Below are 25,752 nucleotides of genomic sequence, written 5' to 3'. Positions count from 1 at the left end.
CTGTCAGCCCTGGCCTTCACCCGGTCGCTGCCCGGCGTCGATCCGGACCGCGTCATCGCGTGGGGCACGTCGTTCTCGGGAGGTCACGTCCTCACCCTCGCCGGCACGGGGGAGCGGCTGGCGGGAGTCATCGCCCAGGTCCCGCATGTGAGCGGTCCGGCCGCGGTCAGGGCGACGGGGCTCGCGGCGGCGCTCCGACTCGGCCCGGCCATCGTCGACGACCTGTGGCGCTCGCTCCGGCGTCGCGAGCCCCGGTACGTGCGTCTCGTCGGACGACCGGGGGACACGGCGGTCATGACGAGTCCGGACGCCGATCCCGCGGTGAATCGGCTCGCGGCCGACTCGGGACTGCGCCGCAGTGAATTCCGCGACGACGTCGCAGCACGGATCCTGGCACGGATCGGCTTCTACTCGCCGATGCGGCACACGCGGCGGATCACCTGCCCGACGCTGGTGCAGATCGCGACGGAGGACGCCATCACCCCCGCGGCGACCGCGCGTCGGGCGGCGCAGCGGATCCCGCGCGGCCGCTACCTGGAGTACCCGTGCGAGCACTTCGACCCCTACGTCGACCCGCACTTCGAGCGCATCATCGCCGACCAGCTCGAGTTCCTGACCTCGGTCACCGGCTCCGTCGACTGACCGGTCCGCGGGCCGCCGTCCCATGTCGGCGGAGCAGCCCGGACGGGCCCGCCTAGACTGGTCGTCATGTCGTACCAGCCGCTCATCGCGCCGTCGATCCTGTCCGCCGACTTCGCCCGTCTGGACCGCGAGATCGAGCGCATCCCGTCCGCCGACTGGATCCACGTGGACGTCATGGACGGTCACTTCGTGCCCAACCTGTCCTTCGGTGCGCCGGTCGCGAAGGCGGTCGGGAGGGTCACGGACAAGCCGATGGACTGCCATCTCATGATCACCGACCCGGCGCGCTGGGTCGGTGACTACGTGGACGCCGGCGCGTTCAACGTCACCTTCCACGTGGAGGCCACCGACGACCCGAAGGCCGTCGCCGACCTGCTGCACGCCAGGGGGTGCAAGGCGGGTATCTCCATCAAGCCCGGGACCGCCGTCGAGCCGTACCTCGACCTGCTCGACCACGTGGACCTGGTCCTGGTGATGAGCGTCGAGCCCGGCTTCGGCGGCCAGAAGTTCATGCCCGGGGTGTTGGACAAGGTCCGCACGCTGCGCGCCGAGATCGACCGCCGTGGCCTCGACGTGCACATCCAGATCGACGGTGGCATCGACGCGGGGACGATCGCCGAGTGCGCGGCGGCGGGGTGCGACGTGTTCGTGGCCGGTTCGGCCGTCTACGGTGCCCCGGATCCCGACGCGATGATCGGGACCCTGCGCTCCGGGGCCCTCGCCGCGCGGGCGTGACGGTGCCGGACGTGCCGGAAGTGCCACAGGGCCCGAACGGGCCCGGGGTGCCGAGCGGGCCCGGGGTATCAGCGACGGGCGGGGCCGACCCCGCCGACCGTCGTCGCGAGCGGGACGCCCTGGCCCGGGCTATCGCCGTGTCCGCCTCCGCGTTGGGGGTGTGCACCCCCAACCCGCCGGTCGGTGCGGTGGTGCTCGACGCCGCCGGAGAGGTCGTGGGCATCGGCGCGACCGAGGCCCCGGGCGGACGGCACGCCGAGGTGGTGGCGCTGGACTCCGCCGGGGACCGCGCGCGCGGTGGGACGATCGTGGTCACCCTCGAGCCGTGTGACCACCACGGGCGCACCGGTCCGTGCACCTCCCGCATCGTCGCCGCCGGGCTCGCCCGCGTGGTCTACGCGGTGTCCGACCCCAATCCGGTGGCGTCCGGCGGAGCCGGGACCCTGCGGCGCGAGGGGGTCGAGGTGGCACGAGCCGACGACGACGAGGTGGGCGCCGCCCGCAGCGGCCCGCTGAGGGCGTGGCTCCACCGTCAGGACCACGGCCGCCCCCTCGTCACCTGGAAGTACGCGGCGAGTCTGGACGGCAGGGTCGCGGCTGCGGACGGGTCGAGCAAGTGGATCACCGGGCCGGTTTCGCGCCGCCACGCCCACGCCAGACGACAGGAGATCGACGCCCTCGTCGTCGGTACCGGAACGCTGCGCGCCGACGACCCCGCGCTGACCGCCCGCACCGACGACGGCCGGCCCGCCCCCCGCCAGCCCCTCCGGGCGGTGATGGGGCTGAGCCCCGTGCCCGCGGACGCGACGGTGCGCGGCACCGACGGCCGGTTCCGACACCTGGCCACCCGCGATCCCGCCGAGGCGCTGGGACTTCTCGGCGAGGTCTCCCACGTCCTCGTCGAGGGCGGCCCCAGGCTGGCGGGGGCGTTCCTCGCCGCCGGACTCGTCGACGAGATCGACGCGTACCTCGCGCCCCTGGTGCTCGGCGCCGGGCGGTCGGCGGTCTCCGGAGCCGGGGTGGACACGCTCGCGGCCGCCCACGGTTTCCGGATCCGCGGGACCACCGTCCTGGGCGACGACGTCCACCTGCGCTTGACACGACCCGGCCTGACACGACCCGCCACCGCGACCACGCCGACCGCACCGACGAGAGGACCCCGCTGATGTTCACCGGAATCGTGGAGGAGCTCGGAACCCTCGACTCGGTCGAGACGACCGGCGACTCCGCGCGCCTGCGCATACGGGGGCCCCTGGTCACCTCGGACGCCCACCACGGTGACTCGATCGCCGTCAACGGGGTGTGCCTGACCGTCACCGGCTGGGAGCCGGGGGAGTACTTCGAGGTGGACGTGATGGCCGAGTCGCTCGACCGGACCGCACTCGGTGCACTGTCACCGGGCGACCCCGTCAACCTGGAACGCGCCATGCGCGCGGACGCCCGGTTCGGCGGTCACATCGTCCAGGGCCACGTCGACGGCACAGGCCACGTGATCAGCCGCGACGAGCACGAGCACTGGCACGTCGTGCGCATCTCGCTGCCGGGTGACCTCGCCCGGTACGTGGTCGAGAAGGGGTCGATCACCGTCTCCGGGACCTCGCTGACGGTCTCGGCGGTCAGTGCCGCGGACGAGCCGGAGCCGTGGTTCGAGGTGTCCCTCATCCCCACGACGCTCGCCGACACGATCCTCGGGGGACTGGGCGCGGGCGACCCCGTCAACCTGGAGGTCGACGTGCTGGCCAAGTACGTCGAGCGGCTGCTGGGCGGACGCGGTGGGGGGTCCCACTGACCCGATGCGCCATACTTGAACCCGCGCCCGCGGCCTCCGCCCGGGCCCGCCAGACCTAGGAGAGCCCGCAGCAGTGACCACCTTTGACGGCATCGAGCGAGCCATCGCCGACATCGCGGCGGGACGGGCCGTCGTGGTGGTGGACAGTGAGGACCGCGAGAACGAGGGCGACCTGATCTTCGCCGCCGAACTCGCGACGCCCGAGCTGATGGGCTTCCTCGTGCGGTACTCCTCCGGTTACGTGTGCGTCGCGCTCGAGGCGGAGGACTGCCTTCGGCTGGACCTGCCGCCCATGCGCGCCATCAACGAGGACCGCCACGACACCGCGTACACCGTGACGGTCGACGCGCGCACGGGGGTCTCCACCGGCATCTCGGCCGCCGACCGCGCCCGCACCGCGAGGCTGCTCGCCGCCGACGACACCGTGCCCGGCGACTTCACCCGGCCCGGCCACGTGGTGCCCCTGCGCGCCCGGCCCGGCGGCGTGCTCACCCGGCCCGGCCACACCGAGTCCGCCGTCGACCTCGCCCGGTTGGCCGGTCTGCGCCCGGCGGGCGTCATCTGCGAGATCGTCTCCGAGGACGACCCCGCGACCATGGCGCGCACCCCCGAGCTCCGGCGGTTCGCCGACGAGCACGGGCTGGCGATGATCACCATCGAGGCGCTCCAGGCGTGGCGCCGCGCGAACGAGGTCCAGGTGGTGCACGAGGTCGCCGCCCGGATCCCCACGCCGGCCGGGACCATGACCGCCCACGGGTACCGCGACATCCTCCAGGGAGTCGAACACGTCGCCATGGTGGCCGGCGACATAGCGGGGGACGATCCGGTCTCCGTCCGCATCCACTCCGAGTGCCTGACCGGCGACGTGTTCCACTCGCTGCGCTGTGACTGCGGCCCGCAACTCGACGCTGCCGTCGCCGCGGTGTGCGAGGAGGGGCGCGGGGTCGTGCTGTACATGCGTGGGCACGAGGGCCGGGGGATCGGCCTGGTGCAGAAACTGCGCGCCTACCAACTGCAGGACTCCGGACGCGACACCGTCGACGCCAATCTCGACCTGGGCCTGCCCGCCGACGCCCGCGACTTCAGCCTGGCCGCACAGATGCTGCGCGACCTCGGAGTGACCCGGGTACGACTGATGACCAACAACCCCGCCAAGGCCGACGCCCTGCGCGCCGGTGGCGTGGAGGTGGTGGCCCGGGTGCCCATGCCGACGGCGGTCACGCCCGAGAACCTGCGGTACCTGCGCACCAAGCGCGACCGGATGGGCCACCTGCTCGAGGGGCTCGACGAGGGACCCGCCGGCCCGGCCGGCGCCGACGTGGACGTGGACGTGGACGTGGACGGAGAGGATCAGCCATGAGCGGCAGCGGTAGACCGGAACTGGTGATCCCCGACGCCCGCGGGCTGCGGCTCGGGGTGGTGGCCTCCACCTGGCACCAGGAGATCTGCGCCCAACTGCTGGACCGGGCCCTGGCCGTCGCCGACGCCTCCGGCGCGGTGGTGACCCTGGCCCGCGTGACCGGAGCCGTGGAGCTACCGGTGGTGGCCCAGGAGCTCGCACGGACCCATGACGCCGTCGTGGCGCTCGGCGTGGTGATCCGGGGTGCGACCCCGCACTTCGACTACGTCTGTCGCTCGGTGACCGACGGGCTCACCCGGATCGCCCTCGACGAGGCCACCCCTGTCGCCCACGGGGTGCTCACCACCGAGAACGAGGGCCAGGCCCGAGACCGCGACGGCCACGAGGGTGCCTCCGAGGACAAGGGGGGAGAGGCCGTCGCCGCCGTGCTCGGCGCCGCCATCGCCCTGCGCGACCTGAGGACCGGTCGATGAACGAGAACTGGGAGTTCGAGCACCGGCCCCGTCGGATGCGCACCACCGCGATCGCCGTGGCGGTGCTCATCGTCATCGTCCACGTGGTGTGGGCGGTGATCCTCGTCCGCGGTGACACCGGGGTGACGATCGGGATCGCCGATCAGTTCGCCTTCGTAGTGATCGGGTTCATCTTCGCCGGGGTGCTGCTGACCCTCCTGCGGATCCGCGTCCGGGTCGGGCAGCAGGGCGTCGAGCTCCGCGGGCCGCTGCGCGTCCGGACCTGGGGCTGGGACGACGTCGTCGGGCTGACGTTCCCGCGCTCCAGCTACTGGCCCCGGCTCGAACTCCCGGCCTACGAGCACGCGGGGATCTGGGCTATCCAGTCCATCGACGGCCAGCACGGGATCGACGGAATGGCGCGCCTGCGCGAGGCCGTCCGCACCCACAAGCCCTCGGCCGCCGATCCCGAGACCGTCGCCGACCGCTGACCCGCCGTGGCCGATCCGCGAACCTACCGCCCGGCCCCCGGCTCGATCCCGACGGAGCCGGGGGTCTACCGCTTCCGTGACGAGCACGGGCGCGTCATCTACGTCGGCAAGGCGAAGAACCTGCGGAGCCGGCTGAGCTCGTACTTCGCGGACCTGTCCCTCCTCCACCCCCGTACCCGGCGAATGGTTCTCGCCGCGGCCGGCGTGCAGTGGACGGTCGTGTCCACCGAGGTCGAGGCGCTCCAGCTCGAGTACACGTGGATCAAGAAGTACGACCCCCGGTTCAACGTCCGGTACCGCGACGACAAGACGTATCCGATGCTGGCGGTCACCGTGGGGGAGGAGTTCCCCCGTGCCTTCGTCTACCGGGGACCCCGGCGCCCGGGGACCCGCTACTTCGGGCCCTACTCACACGCGTGGGCCATCCGCGACACCCTCGACACTCTGCAGCGGGTGTTCCCCGTCCGCTCGTGCTCCGCCGGGGTGTTCAAGCGGCAGGCGCAGCTCGGCAGGCCCTGTCTGCTGGGATACATCGACAAGTGCGCCGCCCCCTGCATCGGACGGGTGACCCCGGACGAGCACCGCGCGATTGTCAACGAGCTCATCGACTTCCTGGCCGGACGTACCGATGCGATCATGCGCCGCATCGAGAAGCGGATGCTCGAGGCCTCCGCGGACCTCGACTTCGAACGGGCCGCGCGGCTGCGTGACGACCTCGGCTCCATGCGGCGTGCGATGGAGAAGCAGGCCGTCGTGCTGGGTGACGGCACCGACGCCGACGTGGTGGGCGTCGAGGTCGACGAACTGCAGGTCTCCGTCCAGGTGTTCCACGTGCGCGGGGGCCGCATCCGCGGTCAGCGCGGCTGGGTGGTCGAACACGCCCACGGCGTCGACGCCGACGGCGAGTTCGACGCGGCCCGTGCCGTGCCCGGGGTCGTCTCCGACTATCTCGCGCAGTTCTACGGGGGAGAGGCCGACCTCGCCGAGGCGGCCGAATCCGGCGACATCTCGGCTGCCGTACCCCGCGAGGTGCTGGTGCCCGCCCTGCCCGAGGACTCGGACGAGCTCGCGGAGTGGCTCTCGGCACTGCGCGGCTCCCGTGTGTCGCTCCGGGTACCCCAGCGGGGTGACAAGCGGGCCCTGGCGGAGACGGTCCACCGCAACGCCGTCGAGGCCCTGACGCAGCACAAACTCCGGCGCAGCGGCGACCTCACCGCCCGCTCCGCGGCGCTCCAGGAGATCCAGGAGACCCTCGAGCTGGACTCAGCGCCCCTGCGCATCGAGTGCGTGGACATCTCCCACACCCAGGGCACCGACGTCATGGCCTCCCTCGTCGTCTTCGAGGACGGCATCCCGCGCAAGAGCGACTACCGGCTCTACCGCATCCGCGACGCCGCGGGTGGCGGCCACTCCGACGACGTCGGCAGCATCGCCGAGGTCACGCGTCGTCGCTTCCGGCGTCACCACGAGGACCCCTCCGTCACCCCGGACGAGGTCGACGGGCCGGTCGACGACGACGCGGGAACGGGGGACGCCGCCCCCGCGTCCCGCCGGTTCGCCTACCCGCCACAGCTCTTCGTCGTCGACGGTGGTCGGCCCCAGGTCGAGGCGGCCGCCGAGGTCCTCTCCGAGCTGGGGGTCACCGACGTACCGGTGGTCGGGATCGCCAAGCGACTCGAGGAGATCTGGCTCCCGGGAGAGGAGTACCCCGTGATCTTCCCGCGCCACGGGGAGGGGCTGTTCCTGCTCCAGCGGCTCCGCGACGAGGCCCACCGGTTCGCCATCCGTGCCCACCGGAGCGCGCGGTCCAGGCGGATGACGGCCTCCGTGCTCGACGACGTCCCCGGCCTCGGGCCCACCCGTCGGGCGGCGTTGGTGGAGACGTTCCCGACCGTGTCCGCACTGCGCGCCGCGAGCGCGGACGAGCTGTGCGCCGTGCCGGGGATCGGTCCGGGGGTCGCCGCCGCGATCCGGGCGACTCTCGGTGGTGCCGAGCCCGCGGACGCGGCCGCCGCCGACGTGGGAGACTCGGGCGGGCAGCCCGACCGGGGACAGACCGACCCGGGACTGACCGATGACACGAGGTGAGACGATGGACGCAGGTGACGACGACGGCCACGCCGCGCGGGGGCGCGAGCTCCTCCTGATCAGCGGCATGTCCGGGGCGGGCAAGGGGACCGCGTCCAAGGTCCTCGAGGAATTCGGCTGGTATGTCGTCGACAACCTCCCGTTGACCTTCGTTGGCGACCTGCTCGCCCGGTTCGAGGAGTCCGACGACGAGCCCCTCCGCCTGGCGATCGTCGCCGACACCCGCAGCCTCGGGTTCGACGAACACCTCGGCGACCTCCTCGACCTGTTCGACCGGCGCCCGCAGGCACGGATCCTGTTCCTCGAGGCCTCGGACGAGGCGCTGGTCAGCAGGTTCAACAACGTCCGTCGCTCCCATCCGCTGCAGTCGGGTGGCGGCCTGATCGACGGCATCACCCGGGAGCGCAGGATCCTCGAGGGGCTGCGGGGGCGTGCCGACGTCGTCGTGGACACCTCGGCGCTCAGTGTCCACGACCTCCGCCACCGGCTGGAGACCCCCTTCGGTGACCTCGGGTTCGACTTCCACCTCACCGTCGAGTCGTTCGGGTTCAAGTACGGCGTCCCCGTGGACGTCGACATGCTGATGGACATGCGGTTCCTGCCCAACCCGCACTGGATCCCCGAGCTCCAGCCGCACACGGGGCGCGACAAGCCCGTCCAGGACTACGTCCTCGCCGACGAATCCATCGAGGAGTACCTGCGCGCGGCGGTGTCCATGATCCGCCTGGCCATGACCGGCTACCGGCGCGAGGGCAAGCGCTACATGACGATCGCGGTCGGCTGCACCGGGGGCAAGCACCGGAGCGTGGCCATCTCCGAGTCGCTCGCCGGCAGACTGTCCGGCCTCGACTCGGTCGAGGTCCACGTACGCCACCGCGACCTCGGGCGGGAATGAGGCCGGCCATGACACACGACAGCGGTATCCCGTCCCTCGTCGCCCTCGGCGGCGGCCACGGCCTGTCGGCGACCCTCCGGGCCGCACGCCTCGTCGCCGACCACGTCACCGCGGTGGTGACGGTCGCCGACGACGGCGGCTCCTCGGGGCGACTGCGGCGCGAGCTGGGCATCCTCCCACCGGGCGACCTACGGATGGCCCTGTGCGCCCTCGCCGCCGAAGACGACGAGAAGGCGCTGCTCACCCGACTCTTCCAGCACCGCTACGGCGGCACCGGGGCGCTGGCCGGACACGCGGTGGGCAACCTCGTCTTCGCCGGCCTGTGGGAGCTGCTCGGAGACCCGGTCGACGCACTCGACGCGGTCGGGTCGATCCTCGGTGTCACCGGCCGTGTCCTGCCGATGTCCCCGGTCGCCCTCGACATCGCCGCAGAGGTCGTCGGTCTGGAAGCGGACCCCCGCGTCGTGCGGACCATCATCGGACAGGTCGCCGTCGCGACCACACCGGGCAGCGTTCGCCGGGTCACCCTCATCCCGGCCGCTCCGCCCGCCGCGGAGGGCGTGGTGGAGGCGATCACCGGAGCCGACCTCGTGGTCCTCGGACCCGGATCGTGGTTCACCAGCGTGATCCCCAACGTGCTCGTGCCCGAGATCGCGACCGCGCTCAAGAGGACGGCCGCGACCAAGGCCCTCGTGCTCAACCTCGCACCCCAGCCGGGGGAGACCGCCGGGTTCTCCGCCGAGCAACACCTCCACGTGTTGCGTCAACACGCTCCCGAGGTCGACATCGACGTCCTGCTCGTGGACCCGAGGATGCCGCTGAGCGCCACCGAACGCGAGCATCTCGAACGGGCCGCGGCGGGACTGGGGGCACGCGTGATGACCGCGGAGATAGCGAAGACCGCCGAAGATGGGACGATGAGGCCTGTCCACGACCCCGCACTGCTGGCCTCGGCGCTCGCCGACTCGGTGCGATGAGGGCCGGGTCGATGAGCCGAGAACGAAGGAGCAGGGCGTGTCGCTGACCGCACAGGTCAAGTCCGAACTGGTGAGGGTCCCCGTGGGGAACTCCGAGACCAGGAGGGCCGAGGTGTCCGCCCTGCTGAGGTTCGCCGGCACCCTCCAGGTCCTGTCCAACCGACTCGTGATCGAAGCGGAGGTGGACTCCGGCGAGATCGCGGACCGTCTCGCCGGCGAACTCGACGCCCTGTTCTCCGTCCCCTGTGAGATCCACCCGATCGGGGGTTCGGGCGGACGTCCCGCCCGCAAGTTCGTCCTGCGGGTCATCGACCGGGGTGCGGACCTGGCCCGTCAGCTCGGGCTGGTCGACAACGCCGGCCGGACGGTCCGAGGACTGCCGGCCGCGGTCGTCGGCGGCTCGGTCGCCGCCTCCGAGGCGGCGTGGCGGGGCGCGTTCCTCGCCCACGGTTCGCTCACCAAGCCCGGCCGCTCCTCGGCGTTGGAGGTCACCGCCCCGGGGGCGGAGGCGGCGATGGCGCTCGTGGGTGCGGCCCGCAGGTTGGGAGTGACGGCCAAGGCCCGCGAGGTCCGGGGAGGGGACCGCGTGGTGATCCGCGACGCCGAGGCGATCGGGGTCCTCCTCGCTCGACTGGGCGCGTCCTCCACCAGGGACATCTGGGAGGAGCGCCGCTCCCGCGGCGAGGTCCGCGCCACCGCCAACCGGCTGGCCAACTTCGACGACGCCAACCTGCGGCGCTCGGCCCGGGCCGCCGTGGCCGCGGCCGCCCGTGTCCAGCGCGCCCTCGAGATCCTCGCCGAGGACGTGCCGGACCATCTGCTCGCCGCCGGCGAACTGCGCGTCCAGCACCGCCAGTCGTCGCTGGAGGAGCTCGGGCAGCTCGCGGACCCGCCCATGACCAAGGACGCGGTCGCGGGGCGCATCCGGAGACTGCTGTCCATGGCGGACCGCAAAGCCGCCGAGCTCGGGATCCCCGACACCGAGTCCGTGGTGACCGAGGACATGCTCGACGAAGGCTGATCCACCCCGGCAGCACCCTGCGCGGGAGCGGTCCACGCCGGGTAGTCTGGGTCACGTCCCGGGCTCCACCCGGCCCCGGTGACATCAAGCGTTCTCGCACCACCAATAAGGAGACAACACGTGACCGTGCGCGTAGGCATCAACGGATTCGGACGTATCGGCCGCAACTTCTACCGCGCGGTGGAGGCTCTCAAGGCCGAGGGCAAGACGGACATCGAGATCGTGGCCGTCAACGACCTGACCACGAACGACATGCTCGCTCACCTGCTCAAGTACGACTCCATCCTGGGTCGCCTGGGCAAGGAGGTCACGTTCGACGACTCGTCAATCACGGTCGGTGGGACCAAGATCGGCGCCCTCGCGGTCAAGGAGGGCCCCGCGTCCGTGCCGTGGGGAGACTACGGTGTCGACGTCGTCGTCGAGTCCACCGGCATCTTCACCGACGCCGAGAAGGCCAAGGGCCACCTCGAGGGTGGTGCCAAGAAGGTCATCATCTCGGCGCCGGCCAAGAACGAGGACATCACCATCGTCATGGGGGTCAACGACCACGAGTACGACGGCTCGCAGACGATCATCTCCAACGCCTCCTGCACCACCAACTGCCTCGCGCCGGTCGCCAAGGTCCTCTCCGACGAGTTCGGGATCGTCAAGGGCCTCATGACCACGATCCACGCCTACACGCAGGACCAGAACCTCCAGGACGCGCCCCACAGCGACATGCGCCGCGCCCGCGCCGCCGGCATCAACATGGTGCCCACCTCCACCGGTGCGGCCAAGGCCGTCGCGCTGGTCCTGCCCGAGCTCAAGGGTAAGTTCGACGGCTACGCCGTGCGCGTCCCGCTGCCCACCGGCTCGCTCACCGACCTCACGGTCGAGCTCGAGAAGAAGGCCTCGGTCGACGAGGTCAACGCCGCGGTCAAGGCCGCCGCCGAGGGCGCGATGAAGGGCATCCTCAAGTACACCGAGGATCCCATCGTCTCCTCCGACATCGTCGGTGACCCGCACTCGTCCATCTTCGACGCGCCGCTGACCAAGGCGATCGACGGCCAGATCAAGATCGCCTCCTGGTACGACAACGAGTGGGGCTACTCCAACCGCCTCGCCGACATCATCGGCTTGGTCGGCAAGTCGCTCTAAGACCCCTCGGGACTGACATCCCCAGTACGACGATCCGGGCCCGGTCCGGGAACGCCCACAGCGTCCCGGCCGGGCCCGGAGCACATGGACCGGCAGCACCACCCACCATCACCACCGTTCTTCCGACAGGAGTCCCACCACATGGCCGTGAGCACGCTCAACGACCTGCTCGATGCCGGCGTAGAGGGTCGCAAGATCCTCGTCCGCTGCGACCTCAACGTCCCGCTCGACGGCTCGACCATCACCGATGCGGGCCGGATCACCGCCTCGCTGCCCACGCTCAACGCTCTTCTCGACGCCGGTGCAGCGCTGGTGATCACCGCGCATCTCGGCCGCCCGAAGGGTGAGCCCGGCCCCGAGTTCTCCCTCGCCCCCGTGGCGGAGAAGCTGGGTGACGAGCTCGGGCGCTACGTCCAGCTCGCCGGTGACGTGGTGGGGTCGGACGCCCGCGAGCGAGCCAACGGCCTGACCGACGGGGACGTGCTCCTGGTGGAGAACGTGCGGTTCGACCCGCGCGAGACGAGCAAGGACGAGGCGCAGCGGGCCGAGTTCGCGGCCGAGCTGGCGAGCCTGGTGGGCGAGGACGGGGCGTTCGTCTCCAACGGTTTCGGGGTGGTCCACCGCGCGCAGGCGTCGGTGTACGACGTCGCCAAGGTCCTCCCGGCCTACGCCGGCGACCTCGTCCAGAGCGAGGTCGAGGTCCTCGCGAACCTCAGCGGCGACCCGGAGCACCCCTACGCGGTCGTCTTGGGCGGCTCCAAGGTGTCCGACAAGCTCGCCGTGATCGAGGCCCTGGCGCCCAAGGTCGACACCCTGATCATCGGCGGCGGCATGTGCTTCACCTTCCTCGCCGCTCAGGGCCATGAGGTCGGCTCCTCACTGCTGCAGGAGGAGATGATCGACACCTGCAAGGACCTGCTCGCCAAGTTCGGCGACGTGATCAGCCTGCCCGTGGACGTGGTCGCCGCCGACGGCTTCGCCGCCGACGCCGCGCACTCCACGGTCTCCGCCGAGGCCATCCCGGAGGGGAAGATGGGCCTGGACATCGGCCCCGAGTCGGTGAAGGCGTTCAGCGAGAAGCTCTCCGCCGCCAAGACCGTCTTCTGGAACGGCCCCATGGGCGTGTTCGAGTTCGAGGCGTTCTCCGCCGGGACGCGCGGTGTCGCCGAGGCCATCATCACCGCGACGAAGAACGGCGCGTTCTCGGTGGTCGGCGGCGGCGACTCCGCCGCCGCCGTCCGCACCCTGGGTCTCGGGGAGGAGAACTTCTCCCACATCTCCACCGGGGGTGGCGCCTCGCTGGAGTACCTGGAGGGCAAGGAGCTGCCCGGCGTCACCGCCCTCGAGCGCAGCAACTGAAGACCGACGAGACCACAGGAGAGAACATGGCACGCACCCCGCTCATCGCCGGCAACTGGAAGATGAACCTCAACCACCTCGAGGCCATCGCACTCGTCCAGAAGGTCGCCTTCGCACTCCCGGACAAGTACCTGGAGAAGGTGGACGTGGCGTTCATCCCCCCGTTCACGGACATCCGTGGCGTCCAGATCGTCATCGAGGGCGACAAGCTGGGCTTCGCCTACGGCGCGCAGGACGTCTCGGTCCACGAGTCCGGTGCCTACACCGGCGAGATCTCGGCGGGGATGCTCGCCAAGCTCGGCTGCACCTATGTCGTCGTGGGCCATTCCGAGCGCCGTGACTACCACGCGGAGTCCGACGAACTCGTCGCGGCCAAGGCCGCCGCCTGCCACCGGCACGGGTTGACGCCGATCGTGTGTGTCGGCGAGAAGCTCGAGGTGCGGGAGGCAGGGGACCACGTCGACTTCGTCGTGAACCAGCTCTCCGAATCGCTCGCGGGACTGTCCACGGACCAGCTGGCCTCCACCGTGATCGCCTACGAGCCCGTGTGGGCGATCGGGACCGGCAAGACCGCGTCCGCCGCCGATGCCCAGGAGGTCTGCGCCGCCATCCGTTCCACGTTGGCCGATCTGGCCGATGACGCGACGGCCGAGCAGATGCGGGTCCTGTACGGCGGCAGCGTCAACGCCTCGACGATCGGCGAGCTGCTCGACCAGCCCGATGTCGACGGTGGTCTGGTCGGAGGCGCGTCGCTCAAGCCGGACGAGTTCGCCCAGCTGTCGGCGATCGCCGCCGGTGGCCCGTTGCCCTGACACCGCCCACACCGGCGCGCCCGGCCCCGCGGGGTCGGGCGTGCCGGGATTCGCCGCGGACACCCGACCGGGTAGTCTGTAGCGGTCGCACCCGACCGCCCGACCCGACGTGAGGCACGATCCCTACATGAAGCTCGCCCTGGACATCTTCCTCATCACCACCAGCCTGCTGCTGATGCTGTTCATCCTGCTGCACCGCGGCAAGGGAGGCGGCCTGTCGTCGCTCTTCGGTGGCGGTGTCCAGTCCAGTCTCTCCGGGTCCAGCGTGGTCGAGCGGAACCTCGACCGGGTCACCGTGGTCGTCGCGATCCTCTGGGTCATCGCCATCGTGGCGGTCGGCCTCATGGTCCGGTTCGGCTGACCGACCGGTCCCCGGCGCGGCCCCACCGCCCGGGCGGACGACGGGGCGCGTCTCTTCCACCGAGTGGAAGGGACGCGCCCCGTTCCTGTTCTCAGAGCACCATCGAGGCGGCCGGTCCGTCCAGGTGATACGTGGTCGACTCGGTGCCCACGGCACCGGCGACGGGCCAGTCCGCGGGGTCCGCCCCGCCCAGGCCCCTGGCCACCGCCTCCGCCTTCCCGTCCCCGGCGGCCACGACGAGCACGTGCCTCGACCTGCGCACCGCCGGGAGGGTGAAGGTCAGTCGCTCCGGTGGCGGCTTGGGGCAGTCACGCACGCCCACCGCGAGCCGCTCGGTCTCGGCGACCGCCGGAGTGTGCGGGAAGATCGAGTTCATGTGCCCCTCGGGTCCCATGCCCAGGAGGGTGACGTCGAACAGCGGCTCGTCGCCCTGGGGCAGGTCCACCGCGGCGAGGAACGCCTCGGCCGCGGCGTCGACGTCCTCGAACTCCGGTCCGCGGGCCGGCCAGCGGTGGACGGTGGCGCGGTCGCCCACGGTGCGGAGCAGGACGTCGTCGAGCTGCCCGTCGTTGCGCTCGGGGTCGTCTGCCGGGACGAAGCGTTCGTCCCCCAGGTAGAAGGTCACGCGTGACCAGTCGACATCGGCCCCGGCGAGTGCGGCGGCGGTCTTCACCCCCACCGAGCCGCCCGTCAGGGACAGCGTCGCGGTCCCGGCGGTGGCGATCCGTTCGTTGAGGTGCCCGACGACGGCGAGGGCTGCCGCTTCGGCGAGGGTGTCCGCATCCGGGTGTACGAGATGGCGTGTGACTGACATCGGCGCTCCTGTGGTGGTGGTCCGGTGGGGAAGTGACGTCGACCTCGGGCCCCCGGCTCAGCGAACCGAGGCAGAGGTGTAGATGACACGGTCATGATTGGCCAACGCATCGGCGTACACGCCGTCGGTGTCCATCCGCCGTAGCTCCTCTGAGAGACAGTCGGCGACGCTGCGGCCGACGAGCGCCACCCGTGTGGGCGCCTGACCCGTGATGCGGAGCTCGGCGGAGGTCGCGCTGATCTGCTCGAGGACGATGGAGCCCGAGGCCCGCTCCAGGACGACCATCCTCGGGCCGACGGCCCGCAGGACGTCGATCCCGAGCCGGGACGCCAGCCATCCACCGGCCAGGTCCACCGACGCCGCCCGCTCCGGGCCGCACACCGTCGCCCCGGTGATGCGCTCGAAGGGCGGACGGTCCAGGGTCGCCGCGAGCAGGGAACGCCAGTGGGTGATGCGCGCCCACGCCAGATCGGTGTCGCCCGGGGAGTAGCCGGCCGCCCGTTTCGCCAGCGCATCGGTGGGATGGCCCTCCGCGTCGGAGTCGACGATCCGGCGCTTCGCGAGCCTGCCCACCCTGTCCTCGGACAACAACGTGGGGGAGTGGCGGGGCCACCACACGGCGAGCGGGGTGTCCGGCAGCAGCAACGGCGTGACGAGGGAGGCCGACTGGGAGGCCATCGCACCGGAGGTGCGCAGCACGACGACCTCCGCCGCCCCGGCGTCACCGCCGACGCGGATCTGACCGTCGAGCCTGTCGGCGTCCGCTCGAGGTCCGCGGATCACCACGATGACCCGGCACGGATGCTCCCGGCTGGCCTCGTTGGCCGCCCCGATCGCGGACTCGCTGCCGCGGACGTGATCGGTGATCACGATCAGCGTGAGCACCCGTCCGATCGTGCTCAGCCCGGCCTCCTCGCGGATCTGCACGAGCTTCTTGGCGATCCCGCGGGTGGAGGTGTCGGGTAGGTCGATGATCACGGTCGCCTCCATGCGCGGCCACTCCGGGCCAGAATCTCGTCGGCGCCCTTCGGCCCCCAGGTCCCGGCCTGGTACTGCTCCGGCGTCCCGGCCGACTCCCATTCCTGCAGGACCGGGTCGAGGAGCTGCCAGCTCAGCTCGACCTCGCGGGAGACCGGGAAGAGCGAGGGCTCGCCCAGCAGGACGTCGAGGATGAGACGTTCGTAGGCCTCGGGGGAGGATTCCGTGAACGCCTCACCGTAGGCGAAGTCCATGTTGACGTCGCGGACCTCCATGGCGGTGCCCGGGACCTTGGAGCCGAAGCGCAACGTGACACCCTCGTCGGGCTGGACCCGGATGACCAGCGCGTTCTGCCCCAGCTCCTGGGTCATGGTCGCGTCGAACGGCAGGTGCGGAGCGCGCCGGAAGACCACCGCGATCTCGGTGACCCGTCGTCCCAACCGCTTGCCGGTGCGGAGATAGAAGGGGACCCCCGCCCATCGGCGGTTGTGGACCTCGAGGGTGATCGCAGCGTAGGTCTCGGTGGCCGAGGAGGGGTCGTACCCCTCCTCATCCTTCAGCCCCACGACCTGCTCGGACCCCTGCCAGCCACCCGCGTACTGACCACGCGCGGCCGTCTCGGCAATCGGCAGTGCCAACGAGGTCGACTCGAGGACCTTGGTTTTCTCCGCCCGCAACGCGGCAGCGGAGAAATCGGTCGGTTCCTCCATCGCGACCAACGCCATCAACTGGATGAGGTGGTTCTGTATGACGTCGCGGGCCGCGCCGATGCCGTCGTAGTAGCCGGCCCGACCACCCAGTCCGATGTCCTCGGCCATGGTGATCTGCACGTGATCCACGTGGTTGGCGTTCCACACCGGTTCGAAGAGCTGGTTGGCGAAACGCAATGCGAGGATGTTCTGGACGGTCTCCTTGCCCAGGTAATGATCGATCCGGAAGACCGAGTCCTCGGGGAAGACCGCACCCACCACCGCGTTGAGTTCGCGGGCGCTCGCCAGGTCGTGCCCGAAGGGCTTCTCGATGACCACCCGGCGCCAGGACCCCTCCGGGCCGCGGGTGCACCCCGTGCGATCGAGGTGCCGGCAGACGGTCGGGAAGTCATCCGGGGGGATGGACAGGTAGAACGCGTAGTTGCCGGCGGTCCCACGGTCGGCCTCGAGTGCCCCCAGCTGGTCCGCCAGATCGTCGAAGCCCTCGTCGTCGTCGAATGTCCCGGTGACGAACCGCAGTCCGGCGGCGAGCTGCTCCCACACGTCCTCGCGGAACGGGGTCCGGCACCGTTCGCGGGCCTGCTCGCGGGCGAACGCGGCGAACTCGTCGTGGGTCCACCGTCGGCGGCCGAAGCCGATCAGGGAGAACCCCGGCGGGAGCAGGCCACGGTTGGCCAGGTCGTAGATCGCGGGGATGAGCTTCTTCTTGGACAGGTCGCCCGTCACACCGAAGATCACGAGACCGGACGGTCCCGCGATGCGGGGGAGCCGACGATCCCGGGGATCACGGAGCGGGTTGGCCCACCCCTCCGGGGCGCCGCCGGGGACCTCGACGACCGGTGTCGCCCCGTCGTCCGGGCCGATCACGACCCCGTCGGGATCTCGTCGATCCGCGTCCTCACCGTGTCCACCAGGTCGTCCCAGGCGGTCACGAACTTCTGCACACCCTGCTTCTCGAGGAGGCTGAAGACGTCGTCCAGGTCGATCCCCTCGGCGCGCAGTGCGTCGAGGGTGGCCCGGGACTCCTCGGCGGTGCCCCGGACCGTGTCGCCCTCGACGACGCCGTGGTCCGCGAACGCCTCGATGGTGCCGAACGGCATGGTGTTGACCGTCCCGTGGGTCACCAGACCGGTCACGTACAGCGTGTCGGGGTACGCCGGTTCCTTGACCCCCGTCGAGGCCCACAGGAGACGCTGGGGACGGGCTCCGCGATCGGCGAGTGCCCCGAAGCGTCCCTCGGGGTCGAACAGTTCCTCGTAGACCTCCTGACAGAGGCGCGCATTGGCCAGACCGGCCTTGCCCCGCAGCTCTGACGACTCCGGGAGTCGCGAGTCGATCTCGGTGTCGAGCCGGGAGACGAACACGGACGCCACGGAGTGGATGGTGGACAGGTCGTGACCGGCGGCAGCGGCCTGCTCGAGTCCGGTCAGGTACGCCTCCGCCACCGTGCGGTACTGGTCCGCCGAGAAGATCAGCGTGACGTTGACGTCGATGCCCTTGCCGATGACATCGGTGATGGCCGGCAGCCCCGCCGACGTCGCGGGGATCTTGATCATGACGTTCGGGCGGTCCACCACCTCGGAGAGCTCCACCGCCTGCGTCACGGTCGCCGCTGTGTCGTGGGCCAGGCCGGGATCCACCTCGAGGGAGACGCGGCCGTCCACCCCGTCCGTCGCGCGGTGGACGTCGGCCAGGACGTCACACGCGTCGCGGACGTCGGACGTGGTCAGGGCCCGCACGACGGAATCCACGTCACGGTCGGCGCGGACCGCCTCGGTGAGCGCGCTCTCGTAGGCCGTCGAGTCGGCCAGCGCCGACTGGAAGATGGCCGGGTTGGTCGTCACGCCGACGATCGAATAGGCGGACATCCGCTTCTCGAGTTCGCCGGAGGACAGGAGCTGTCGGGACAGGTCGTCGAGCCACACGGAGACGCCGGCGGCGCTCAGGGCAGCGAGATTGGCGTTGGTCATGATGCCTCCCCGGCAGCGGCCGCGAGGGATTCGCGGGCCGCGGAGACCACCGCGTCGGCGGTGATCCCGAACTCGGTGAACAGGGTCTGGTAGGGCGCCGAGGCGCCGAAGTGCTCGAGCGAGACGGCTCGGCCGGCGTCGCCGAGGAACCGGTGCCACGGCATCGCGATGCCGGCCTCGACGCTGACCCGCGCGCGGACGGAGCGGGGGAGCACCGACTCGCGGTACCCGGCGTCCTGCTGATCGAAGAACTCGACACAGGGCATCGAGACCACACGGGTCGCCACGCCCTCCGCCTCGAGGACCTCGCGGGCCTGCACGGCCAGCTGCACCTCGGACCCGGTGCCCATGAGGATCACCTCGGGGGTCCCGGTCGAGGCCTCGGCGAGGACATAGCCCCCGCGCTCGACCCCCTCGCGGGCGAGCTCCTTGGTGCCCTCGAGCACCGGGACGTCCTGACGGGTCAGGCACAGGCCCTTGGGCCCGTCGAGTGCCTCGAGCATGGCGCGCCACGACGCCGCGGTCTCGTTGGCGTCGGCCGGACGCAGGATCGCCAGACCCGGGATGGCGCGCAGCGCCGCCAACTGTTCGACCGGCTGATGGGTGGGGCCGTCCTCGCCGAGCCCGATCGAGTCGTGGGTCCACACGTAGTACGCGTTGCTCCCCTGGAGCGCGGCGAGCCGGACGGCCGGACGCATGTACTCGCTGAAGATCAGGAACGTCCCGCCGTAGGGCCGGGTGGGACCGTGGAGGGCGATGCCGTTGAGGATCGCGCCCATGGCGTGCTCACGAACGCCGAAGTGCAGGTTGCGTCCGTACGGGGACGCGGTCCACGTGTCGGTCGAGATGGAGGACGGGCCGAAGGAGTCCGCGCCCTTGATGGGCGTGTTGTTGGAGCCGGCCAGGTCCGCGGAGCCGCCCCACAACTCGGGGAGGGTGGCACCCAGGGCCTGGATTGCCTCGGCGGACGCCTTACGCGTGGCGACTCCCTTGGAATCGGCGTCCCACGTGGGGAGCCCGGCATCCCATCCGTCGGGGAGCTCGCCCGAGTACAGGCGATCGAACAGGGTCTTGCGCTCCGGGTTCGCCTCTGCCCAGGCGTGGAACATGTCGCTCCACTGCGCGTGGACGCGGGCACCCCTGTCACGGGCGGCCCGGGTGTGGGAGATCACCTCGTCCTCCACCGTGAACGGCTCGGTGCCGCCCATGCCGAGCGCCTCCTTCACGGCGTCGACCTCGTCCTGGCCGAGCGCCGCGCCGTGCGAGGCCCCGGTGTTCATCATGGTGGGCGCCGGGAAGGCGATGACGGTGCGCAGGACGATCAGCGACGGCTTGTCGGTGACCGCACGCGCGTCGGCGATAGCCTCCTCGATGGCGGCCACGTCCTCACCACCGTTCACCGTCTGGACGTGCCAGCCGTACGCCTCGTAGCGCGCCGCGACGTCCTCGTTGAGGGCGATCCGGGTGTTGTCCTCGATCGAGATCTCGTTGTCGTCGTAGATCGCGATGAGATTGCCGAGCTGCTGGGTGCCCGCGAGCGAGGAGGCCTCGGCGGTGACACCCTCCTGCACGTCGCCGTCGGAGGCGATCACGTAGATGAAGTGGTCGAACGGACTCTTGCCCGACGGCGTCTCCGGATCGAACAGTCCGCGCTCGTAGCGCGCGGCCATCGCCATGCCCACCGCGGAGGCCAGCCCCTGACCCAGCGGGCCGGTGGTGATCTCCACGCCGTCGGTGTGCCGCCACTCCGGGTGTCCGGGGGTCTTGGATCCCCAGGTCCGGAGCGCCTTGAGGTCGTCCAGCTCCAGCCCGAAGCCGGCGAGGTACAGCTGGATGTACTGGGTGAGAGAGGTGTGTCCACAGGACAGCACGAAGCGGTCCCGTCCGACCCACGTGGGATCGGAGGGATCGTGTCGCATGATGCGCTGGTAGAGCGTGTAGGCGAGCGGCGCGAGGCTCATCGCGGTGCCCGGGTGGCCGCTACCGCAACGCTGCACGGCCTCGGCGGCGAGGACCCTCGCGGTGTCGACGGCGCGGGTGTCGAGTTCGGTCCAGTCGGACGGGTGGCGTGCAGTGGTGAGCTCGGTGATCTCCGACGCGCTGGTCACTTGTGGTTCTCCCGGGTCTGAGGGTGCGGCGCGGATCCGCGCGTATGTCGTGAACCACCTTAGTGGTCGCGGGGACAGCGGGGCGTGCGGTCCCCGCCCCCGCTCTTTCGCGGACCGTGCAGGGGGGACGTAGTATCGGCTCAGTAGTGCGTTGACGTCTGCTGCGAGGAGTTCCGGTGCACGATTCCACCCCGACCCGGAGTGGGGGGCCATCAGTCTCCCCTCCAGAGTCCACGGGGCGGCCGGCTCCGGCGAGCGGGCGAGCCCGCGCGGTCGACGTGGTGATGGCGTACATCGCCCTCACCAAGCCGCGCGTCATCGAGTTGCTGCTCGTCGCCGCCATCCCCGCCCTCCTCCAGGCCGACCGCGGCAACGTCCACCTCTCACTGGTTCTGCTCACCCTGGTGGGCGGTTGGCTGGGCGCGGCGAGCGCCAACTCGCTCAACATGGTCGTCGACGCCGACATCGACAAGGTCATGAAGCGGACCGAGCGTCGGCCGTTGGCGCGTCACGCGATCAGTACCCGGGCCGCACTGGTCTTCGGTCTGCTGCTCGGCGTCTCGAGCATGCTGTGGCTGGGTCTGCTGGCCGGGAGCTGGCTGGCCGCGTTCTTCATCCTGCTGACCATCTGTTTCTACGTGTTCGTCTACACGATGATCCTCAAGCGCCGCACGGCCCAGAACGTCGTATGGGGCGGGGCCGCGGGATGTATGCCGGTACTGGTGTCGTGGGCCGTGATCACCGATCATCTCCCCGAGGGGCAGGCGCACAACTGGTGGCAGGCGATCGTCCTGTTCCTCATCATCTTCTTCTGGACGCCACCGCACACCTGGGCGCTCGCGATGCGCTACAAGGAGGACTACGAGGCCGCCGGAGTGCCGATGCTGCCGGTCATCATGTCCGCCGAGGGGGTCACCCGGCGCATCACCATCTACACCTGGGTGACCGTCCTGTGCACCTTCGCCCTGATCCCCGCCGCCGGCTGGGTGTACGCGGCCGGCGCCCTCGGCTTCGGCGTGTGGTTCATCGTCATGGCACACCGCCTCGAGGCCGGTGTGCGGCGCGGGGTGGAGGTCAAGCCCCTCAAGTTGTTCATCCTGTCGAACAACTACCTGGCGGGGGTGTTCGTCGCACTGTCCGTCGACGCGGTCCTCGGACTCCAGACGATCGCGGAGATCCTCCCGATCGCCTGATCACCCACCCCCGCCCTCCTCAGCGGGCGGGGTCGAGGGCGCTCAGCGGGCGGGGTCGAGGGCGCTCAGCGGGCGGGGTCGAGGACGACCGAACCCGTGGTCTGCCGGGACTGCAGCGCCCGGTGCGCTTCCGCCGCCTCCGACAATCCGAACGTCGCGCCCACCGACAACCGGAGCGAGCCGTCGACTATCCCCTCGAGGACCTCGCCGGCCCGCTCACGGAACTCCCCGGTCCCGGCGATGAAGTCACCCAGGCTCGGGCGGGTGAGGAACACCGAGCCCGCGGCGTTGAGCCGTTGCGGGTCCACCGGCGGGACCGGGCCGCTCGCCGCGCCGAACAGCACCAGGGTCCCGCGGCGGGCCAGCGAGGCCAGGCTGTCGTCGAAGGTCTCCCGGCCCACGCCGTCGAACACCACGGAGACACCGCCGTCGGAGAGTTCCCTGATCCTCTCCGGGGTCGCGTCGGGATAGAGCAGCACGTGGTGCGCCCCCAGTTCGCGACACAGGCCCGCCTTCTCCTCGGTCGAGGTCGTGGTGATCACACGGTGGCCATGGGCGACTGCCAGTTGGATGAGCAGCTGCCCGACCCCGCCTGCACCCGCGGTGATCAGCACGGTATCGCCGGGGAGGGCCCGGTGGGTGTCGGTGATCAGGTAGTGCGCCGTGAGCCCCTGCAACAGCATCGAGGCCGCCACCTCGTCGTCGATACCCTCCGGCACCGTCACCAGCGACTCGGCGGGCGCGACGACGTACTGGGCGTACGACCCCGGCACCTGACACCACGCCACCCGATCGCCGACCATCAGGTCGGGCGTCCCCTCGCCGAGTACCTCGACCACTCCCGTCCCCTCGCTGCCGGGGACGAACGGCAGGTCCCGGGCGTAGGTGCCCTCGCGGAAGTAGGTGTCGATGTAGTTGACCCCGATCGCGGTGGTGCGGACGACCACGTCGCCCGGCCCGGGTGAGGGGACACCCGCCTCGACCGGTGTGAGCACCTCGGGTCCGCCGTGCCTGGAGATCTCTATGGCTCTCATGGCGCCCAGTATCCGGAAGTGTGTCGTCCGCCGCAGCCGGTGCCCGGACTCCGGTTCGCCGGTTCGCGGGACTCCCGGCGGAAGCGGGGCGGGGGAGGCGATAGGCTACCCCCATGAGCCTGCAGATCCTTTCCCAGTACGCCGGGGGGCCGCGAGTCCGGGCGACCGGCTGGCCCGAGATCACCACCAGTGGGTCCGGGGCGGCGGCCGCACCCGCCCGAGCCGATGCGGTCACCGAGGAGGCGCCGGCGCCGTCCGCGCCTGACACGGAGGCGCAGGCGCCGGCGGGGGCTCCCGGGTCGGCGCAGGAGGCGCCTGCCGCGACGCAGGAGGCGCCTGCCGAGGTGCGGCAGACCCCGGCCCCGGCGGCCGCCGGCGGCGCGGGCGGGGGGATCACCCTGGGTCGGCGCGCCCCGCGCGCCCCGGGCGGAGGGGCCTCCACGTTGCACGGTTCCCGGATCACGGAGGTCGACGGTGGCGCTCCCGCGGCGCACGCATCGACGGCGCCGGCCGCGGAGGTTCCCGCTTCGCCCGAGGCCCCGTCCGAGCCCGCTGCGGATCCGGCGCCCTCCGCCCAGGCCGATGCCACCAAGCCGAGCACGGCCGCGAAGTCGTCGGACGAGCCGGTGGCCGCTCCGGCAGGGTCCGCCCCGACGGCGTCCGCCCCGGCGACCACGTCCGGCGGGGGACTGAAGCTCGGCGGTGGGTCCAAGGCCAAGGCTCCCGGCGGGGGGTCGGCGGGCAAGCTCGTCCTGGGTGGCGCAGCCGGTGCCGCGGCAGCCGCAGGTGCGGCTGCCGCCTCCGCTGGTGACCAGAAGGACGAGAAGGACGATGCCCCGTCCACCGCCACGCCCGACGCAGCACCCGTAGCTCAGGCGGACCCCGTCACCCCGACCGAGGCGGGGTCCGAGCCCGGGGCCGACTCCACGTCCGACGCCGACTCCACCTCCGCCGCCGATGCGTCCGCCGTGTCGACGGAGAAGAAGTCCGGTGGCCTGACGCTCGGCGGCGGGAGCAAGGCCAAGGCGCCCGGTGGCGGTAAGTCGGGTGGCCTGACCCTCGGCGGCGGGAGCAAGGCCAAGGCGCCGGGCGGGGGCAAGAGCGGTGGCCTGGCGCTGGGCGGCGCCGCCGCCACCACGGACTCCGCCACCACGGACTCCGCGGCCGAGTCGAAGAGCGACGAGCCGACGGCGGGGAAGGCCGCTCCGGCGCCGTCCGCGACCGATCGCCCGGCGGATGCGCCGGCCGCGTCGCAGCCGGCGGCGGTGCCCCCGGCCGACGAGCCCGCGGCGCAGGAGTCGGAGAAGCCGGCCGCCGCGGAGGTCCAGCCGACCGAGAAGGCACCCGCCGAGAAGATCGACGCGGCGCCGGTGCCGGCGGGACCCACCCCACCGGCCAAGACGGTGAAGTTCGTCGAGAAGTTCCTGTCCCGGCACGGCGGCGCGGCGGACGTCGTCCTCCAGCCTGTGGGCCGCTGCGGGGTCCGCGTCACCCTGGTCGGCGCCGACGGCGTGCTGGGGGACACGATGGTCGACAGCCTGTCGCAGGCCGAGGCGGTCCGCGACGGGATCTCCGGCCTCACCGGATCGGACTGGACGCGCGAGCTGGTCTCGCGTACCGATGTCCCCGCCGGACACTGGAAGCGCATGGCTGGATCGGGCTCCCTGGTCTGACCTCCCGCGCGACAACAGCGGCCCCGCCGATCGGCGGGGCCGCTGTTATTTCTTCGGTCGGCCGGGTGCGCGCCCCGAAGGGACCGGAGAGGACGCGCACCGGGCCGTCACCCGTACAGAGGCGACGCGTACCCCGCGACCCTACCGGGGTCGGCGACCCTGTCAGGCCGGCACGCGGTCCCTGATGACGCCCGCCGCCCACAGGGCGCCGGTGACGGCGGTGATCGCACCCGCCAGGGTCACGTGCGCCACGACCAGCAGCTCGGGCACCCCGAGCTGGTACTGGGTGATCCCGATGACCGCCTGCGCCGCGATGAGTCCGATGAGGATCGCGCTCCGCCGGATCGCGGGGCCCTCCGTCCGCAGCGCGACGAGCCCGGCCAGCAACCCGATGAGCAGGCAGACGTAACCCACCATGAGTTCGGCGTGGAAGTGGACGAGCCACTGGATGGGCATCTGGAGTCGATCTGCCGCGGTGATGCGCGCGTCGCCGGCATGGGGTCCGGCCCCTGTCACCATCGTCCCGGTGGTGAGGACGCCGGTGAGCAGGACGGCCGACAGCACGGTCAGCCACGTCATCGGCTTGGGCATGACCCGCCGGGGCGGCGCGGTGTCGGCCTCGCCGATGCGGACGAAGAGGACGGCGGCGAGCCAGGCGAGGATCATCGAGGGCAGCAGGTGCAGCGCGACGGTCCACCACGCGAGGCCGGCCAGGACGGTGATCCCGCCGATCACGGCCTGGGCGAGGATGCCCGCCGGCATGGCCCAGGCGAGTGCCTTGAGGCCGCGGCGGCGCCCGGCGCGGTACACCGCGAGGAGCAGCGCCACGGCGACCGCCGCCAGGACGAAGGTGAGCAGGCGGTTGCCGAACTCGACCGCCTGGTGCAGCGCCGGTGCGGCGCCGGGGACGGGCACGAAACTGGCCTCGTTGCACTGCGGCCAGGTCTCGCAACCCAGACCGGAGGCGGTCACGCGCACGGTGACGCCGGTGGTCATGATGCCGATCTGGGCGATGACGTTGGCGAGCGCGACACCCTTCTGGACCCGGATCGACGGAACGGGAAGGCGGGACAACGGTCCGGTCGATCGCCCGGGGTCGCTCGCGGCCGGGGTTCCGGATGTCGGGGCGTGCGATGTCGAGGTCACGGCCCCG

At 71.4% G+C, this 25,752-nt stretch carries 24 protein-coding genes; 17 read left to right on the top strand and 7 right to left on the bottom strand.

The window, feature by feature from the left end:
- The 15 genes from AYO52_RS09465 to secG all read left to right on the top strand — a co-directional run.
- Positions 1-642, top strand: a 642-nt coding sequence (locus tag AYO52_RS09465; protein WP_067716380.1) for an alpha/beta fold hydrolase, incomplete at its 5' end; no start/stop codon positions are given.
- 66 nt (positions 643-708) lie between these two features.
- On the top strand, positions 709-1,377 hold the full coding sequence (gene rpe, locus AYO52_RS09460; RefSeq protein ID WP_067716379.1) for a ribulose-phosphate 3-epimerase: 669 nt from the start codon (positions 709-711) through the stop codon (positions 1,375-1,377).
- A 119-nt stretch (positions 1,378-1,496) separates the two neighbouring features.
- A complete protein-coding gene (gene ribD, locus AYO52_RS09455) occupies positions 1,497-2,543 on the top strand; it encodes a bifunctional diaminohydroxyphosphoribosylaminopyrimidine deaminase/5-amino-6-(5-phosphoribosylamino)uracil reductase RibD (protein ID WP_082923913.1) in 1,047 nt (348 codons plus the stop codon).
- Positions 2,543-3,166: a riboflavin synthase gene (locus tag AYO52_RS09450; protein ID WP_067716372.1), complete on the top strand. Its 624-nt coding sequence runs from the start codon at positions 2,543-2,545 to the stop codon at positions 3,164-3,166. The genes ribD and AYO52_RS09450 overlap by 1 nt, the downstream gene beginning before the upstream one ends.
- A gap of 73 nt (positions 3,167-3,239) precedes the next feature.
- Positions 3,240-4,526, top strand: a complete 1,287-nt coding sequence (locus tag AYO52_RS09445; protein WP_067716370.1) for a bifunctional 3,4-dihydroxy-2-butanone-4-phosphate synthase/GTP cyclohydrolase II — start codon at positions 3,240-3,242, stop codon at positions 4,524-4,526.
- Positions 4,523-4,999, top strand: coding sequence for a 6,7-dimethyl-8-ribityllumazine synthase (gene ribH, locus AYO52_RS09440; RefSeq protein WP_067716367.1), 477 nt, complete (start codon positions 4,523-4,525; stop codon positions 4,997-4,999). Before AYO52_RS09445 ends, ribH begins: the two co-directional genes overlap by 4 nt.
- Positions 4,996-5,469 carry a PH domain-containing protein gene (locus AYO52_RS09435; RefSeq protein ID WP_067716366.1) on the top strand — a complete coding sequence of 158 codons (474 nt, stop codon included), beginning with the start codon at positions 4,996-4,998 and terminating at the stop codon, positions 5,467-5,469. Before ribH ends, AYO52_RS09435 begins: the two co-directional genes overlap by 4 nt.
- 6 nt (positions 5,470-5,475) lie before the next feature.
- Positions 5,476-7,557: an excinuclease ABC subunit UvrC gene (gene uvrC / locus AYO52_RS09430; protein ID WP_067716363.1), complete on the top strand. Its 2,082-nt coding sequence runs from the start codon at positions 5,476-5,478 to the stop codon at positions 7,555-7,557.
- A gap of 4 nt (positions 7,558-7,561) precedes the next feature.
- Positions 7,562-8,452 carry an RNase adapter RapZ gene (gene rapZ, locus AYO52_RS09425; protein ID WP_067716361.1) on the top strand — a complete coding sequence of 297 codons (891 nt, stop codon included), beginning with the start codon at positions 7,562-7,564 and terminating at the stop codon, positions 8,450-8,452.
- An 8-nt stretch (positions 8,453-8,460) separates the two neighbouring features.
- Positions 8,461-9,429, top strand: coding sequence for a uridine diphosphate-N-acetylglucosamine-binding protein YvcK (yvcK, locus tag AYO52_RS09420; RefSeq protein WP_067716358.1), 969 nt, complete (start codon positions 8,461-8,463; stop codon positions 9,427-9,429).
- 37 nt (positions 9,430-9,466) lie between these two features.
- The gene (gene whiA, locus AYO52_RS09415; RefSeq protein ID WP_067716356.1) at positions 9,467-10,450 is read left to right on the top strand and encodes a DNA-binding protein WhiA; all 984 of its coding nucleotides are present in this window, start codon (positions 9,467-9,469) and stop codon (positions 10,448-10,450) included.
- A 120-nt stretch (positions 10,451-10,570) separates the two neighbouring features.
- A complete protein-coding gene (gene gap, locus AYO52_RS09410; protein WP_067716354.1) occupies positions 10,571-11,587 on the top strand; it encodes a type I glyceraldehyde-3-phosphate dehydrogenase in 1,017 nt (338 codons plus the stop codon).
- 141 nt (positions 11,588-11,728) lie between these two features.
- On the top strand, positions 11,729-12,946 hold the full coding sequence (gene pgk / locus AYO52_RS09405) for a phosphoglycerate kinase (protein ID WP_067716350.1): 1,218 nt from the start codon (positions 11,729-11,731) through the stop codon (positions 12,944-12,946).
- 26 nt (positions 12,947-12,972) lie between these two features.
- On the top strand, positions 12,973-13,758 hold the full coding sequence (gene tpiA / locus AYO52_RS09400; RefSeq protein ID WP_067716347.1) for a triose-phosphate isomerase: 786 nt from the start codon (positions 12,973-12,975) through the stop codon (positions 13,756-13,758).
- Between the two features lie 127 nt (positions 13,759-13,885).
- A complete protein-coding gene (gene secG, locus AYO52_RS09395; RefSeq protein WP_067716343.1) occupies positions 13,886-14,119 on the top strand; it encodes a preprotein translocase subunit SecG in 234 nt (77 codons plus the stop codon).
- Between the two features lie 91 nt (positions 14,120-14,210).
- On the opposite strand, the gene pgl is transcribed toward secG, so the two are convergent.
- Genes pgl through tkt form a run of 5 tightly spaced genes read right to left on the bottom strand, consistent with a single transcriptional unit; the run spans position 14,211 to position 20,699 of the window.
- Complete coding sequence (gene pgl / locus AYO52_RS09390; protein ID WP_067716341.1) at positions 14,211-14,933, bottom strand: 6-phosphogluconolactonase; 723 nt, start codon at positions 14,931-14,933, stop codon at positions 14,211-14,213.
- Positions 14,934-14,990: 57 nt separating this feature from the next.
- The gene (locus AYO52_RS09385; protein ID WP_067716337.1) at positions 14,991-15,923 is read right to left on the bottom strand and encodes a glucose-6-phosphate dehydrogenase assembly protein OpcA; all 933 of its coding nucleotides are present in this window, start codon (positions 15,921-15,923) and stop codon (positions 14,991-14,993) included.
- Positions 15,908-17,485: a glucose-6-phosphate dehydrogenase gene (gene zwf / locus AYO52_RS09380; protein ID WP_067716385.1), complete on the bottom strand. Its 1,578-nt coding sequence runs from the start codon at positions 17,483-17,485 to the stop codon at positions 15,908-15,910. Before zwf ends, AYO52_RS09385 begins: the two co-directional genes overlap by 16 nt.
- The gene (tal, locus tag AYO52_RS09375) at positions 17,485-18,591 is read right to left on the bottom strand and encodes a transaldolase (RefSeq protein WP_067716335.1); all 1,107 of its coding nucleotides are present in this window, start codon (positions 18,589-18,591) and stop codon (positions 17,485-17,487) included. The genes zwf and tal overlap by 1 nt, the downstream gene beginning before the upstream one ends.
- Positions 18,588-20,699 carry a transketolase gene (gene tkt / locus AYO52_RS09370; RefSeq protein WP_067716333.1) on the bottom strand — a complete coding sequence of 704 codons (2,112 nt, stop codon included), beginning with the start codon at positions 20,697-20,699 and terminating at the stop codon, positions 18,588-18,590. Before tkt ends, tal begins: the two co-directional genes overlap by 4 nt.
- Positions 20,700-20,983: 284 nt before the next feature.
- On the opposite strand from tkt, the gene AYO52_RS09365 reads away from it, so the two are divergent.
- Positions 20,984-21,892, top strand: coding sequence for a heme o synthase (locus AYO52_RS09365; RefSeq protein WP_067716330.1), 909 nt, complete (start codon positions 20,984-20,986; stop codon positions 21,890-21,892).
- A gap of 65 nt (positions 21,893-21,957) precedes the next feature.
- Here the strand turns inward: AYO52_RS09365 and AYO52_RS09360 are convergent, their stop codons facing one another.
- Positions 21,958-22,926 (bottom strand): quinone oxidoreductase, encoded by a 969-nt coding sequence (locus AYO52_RS09360; RefSeq protein WP_067716328.1) that lies wholly within the window; start codon positions 22,924-22,926, stop codon positions 21,958-21,960.
- 113 nt (positions 22,927-23,039) lie between these two features.
- On the opposite strand from AYO52_RS09360, the gene AYO52_RS19270 reads away from it, so the two are divergent.
- Positions 23,040-24,599, top strand: coding sequence for a hypothetical protein (locus AYO52_RS19270; protein ID WP_067716326.1), 1,560 nt, complete (start codon positions 23,040-23,042; stop codon positions 24,597-24,599).
- Between the two features lie 162 nt (positions 24,600-24,761).
- On the opposite strand, the gene AYO52_RS09350 is transcribed toward AYO52_RS19270, so the two are convergent.
- The gene (locus AYO52_RS09350; protein ID WP_082923909.1) at positions 24,762-25,745 is read right to left on the bottom strand and encodes a heme A synthase; all 984 of its coding nucleotides are present in this window, start codon (positions 25,743-25,745) and stop codon (positions 24,762-24,764) included.
- Between the last annotated feature and the right edge of the window lie 7 nt (positions 25,746-25,752).

The organism is Dietzia sp. 111N12-1, assembly GCF_001658045.1.
Taxonomy (GTDB): domain Bacteria; phylum Actinomycetota; class Actinomycetes; order Mycobacteriales; family Mycobacteriaceae; genus Dietzia; species Dietzia kunjamensis.
The sequence above is the reverse complement of the archived record's forward strand: the minus strand, read 5'-3'. Positions and strand labels throughout refer to the sequence as shown.

What these genes read in the sequence shown, in the direction of transcription:
- rpe (WP_067716379.1), top strand. Translation starts at nt 709, where the DNA reads ATGTCGTACCAGCCGCTCATCGCGCCGTCGATCCTGTCCGCCGACTTC.
- AYO52_RS09450 (WP_067716372.1), top strand. Translation starts at nt 2,543, where the DNA reads ATGTTCACCGGAATCGTGGAGGAGCTCGGAACCCTCGACTCGGTCGAG.
- ribH (WP_067716367.1), top strand. Translation starts at nt 4,523, where the DNA reads ATGAGCGGCAGCGGTAGACCGGAACTGGTGATCCCCGACGCCCGCGGG.
- AYO52_RS09435 (WP_067716366.1), top strand. Translation starts at nt 4,996, where the DNA reads ATGAACGAGAACTGGGAGTTCGAGCACCGGCCCCGTCGGATGCGCACC.
- rapZ (WP_067716361.1), top strand. Translation starts at nt 7,562, where the DNA reads ATGGACGCAGGTGACGACGACGGCCACGCCGCGCGGGGGCGCGAGCTC.
- yvcK (WP_067716358.1), top strand. Translation starts at nt 8,461, where the DNA reads ATGACACACGACAGCGGTATCCCGTCCCTCGTCGCCCTCGGCGGCGGC.
- pgk (WP_067716350.1), top strand. Translation starts at nt 11,729, where the DNA reads ATGGCCGTGAGCACGCTCAACGACCTGCTCGATGCCGGCGTAGAGGGT.
- tpiA (WP_067716347.1), top strand. Translation starts at nt 12,973, where the DNA reads ATGGCACGCACCCCGCTCATCGCCGGCAACTGGAAGATGAACCTCAAC.
- secG (WP_067716343.1), top strand. Translation starts at nt 13,886, where the DNA reads ATGAAGCTCGCCCTGGACATCTTCCTCATCACCACCAGCCTGCTGCTG.
- pgl (WP_067716341.1), bottom strand. Translation starts at nt 14,933, where the DNA reads ATGTCAGTCACACGCCATCTCGTACACCCGGATGCGGACACCCTCGCC.
- AYO52_RS09385 (WP_067716337.1), bottom strand. Translation starts at nt 15,923, where the DNA reads ATGGAGGCGACCGTGATCATCGACCTACCCGACACCTCCACCCGCGGG.
- tal (WP_067716335.1), bottom strand. Translation starts at nt 18,591, where the DNA reads ATGACCAACGCCAATCTCGCTGCCCTGAGCGCCGCCGGCGTCTCCGTG.
- AYO52_RS09365 (WP_067716330.1), top strand. Translation starts at nt 20,984, where the DNA reads ATGGCGTACATCGCCCTCACCAAGCCGCGCGTCATCGAGTTGCTGCTC.
- AYO52_RS09360 (WP_067716328.1), bottom strand. Translation starts at nt 22,926, where the DNA reads ATGAGAGCCATAGAGATCTCCAGGCACGGCGGACCCGAGGTGCTCACA.
- AYO52_RS19270 (WP_067716326.1), top strand. Translation starts at nt 23,040, where the DNA reads ATGAGCCTGCAGATCCTTTCCCAGTACGCCGGGGGGCCGCGAGTCCGG.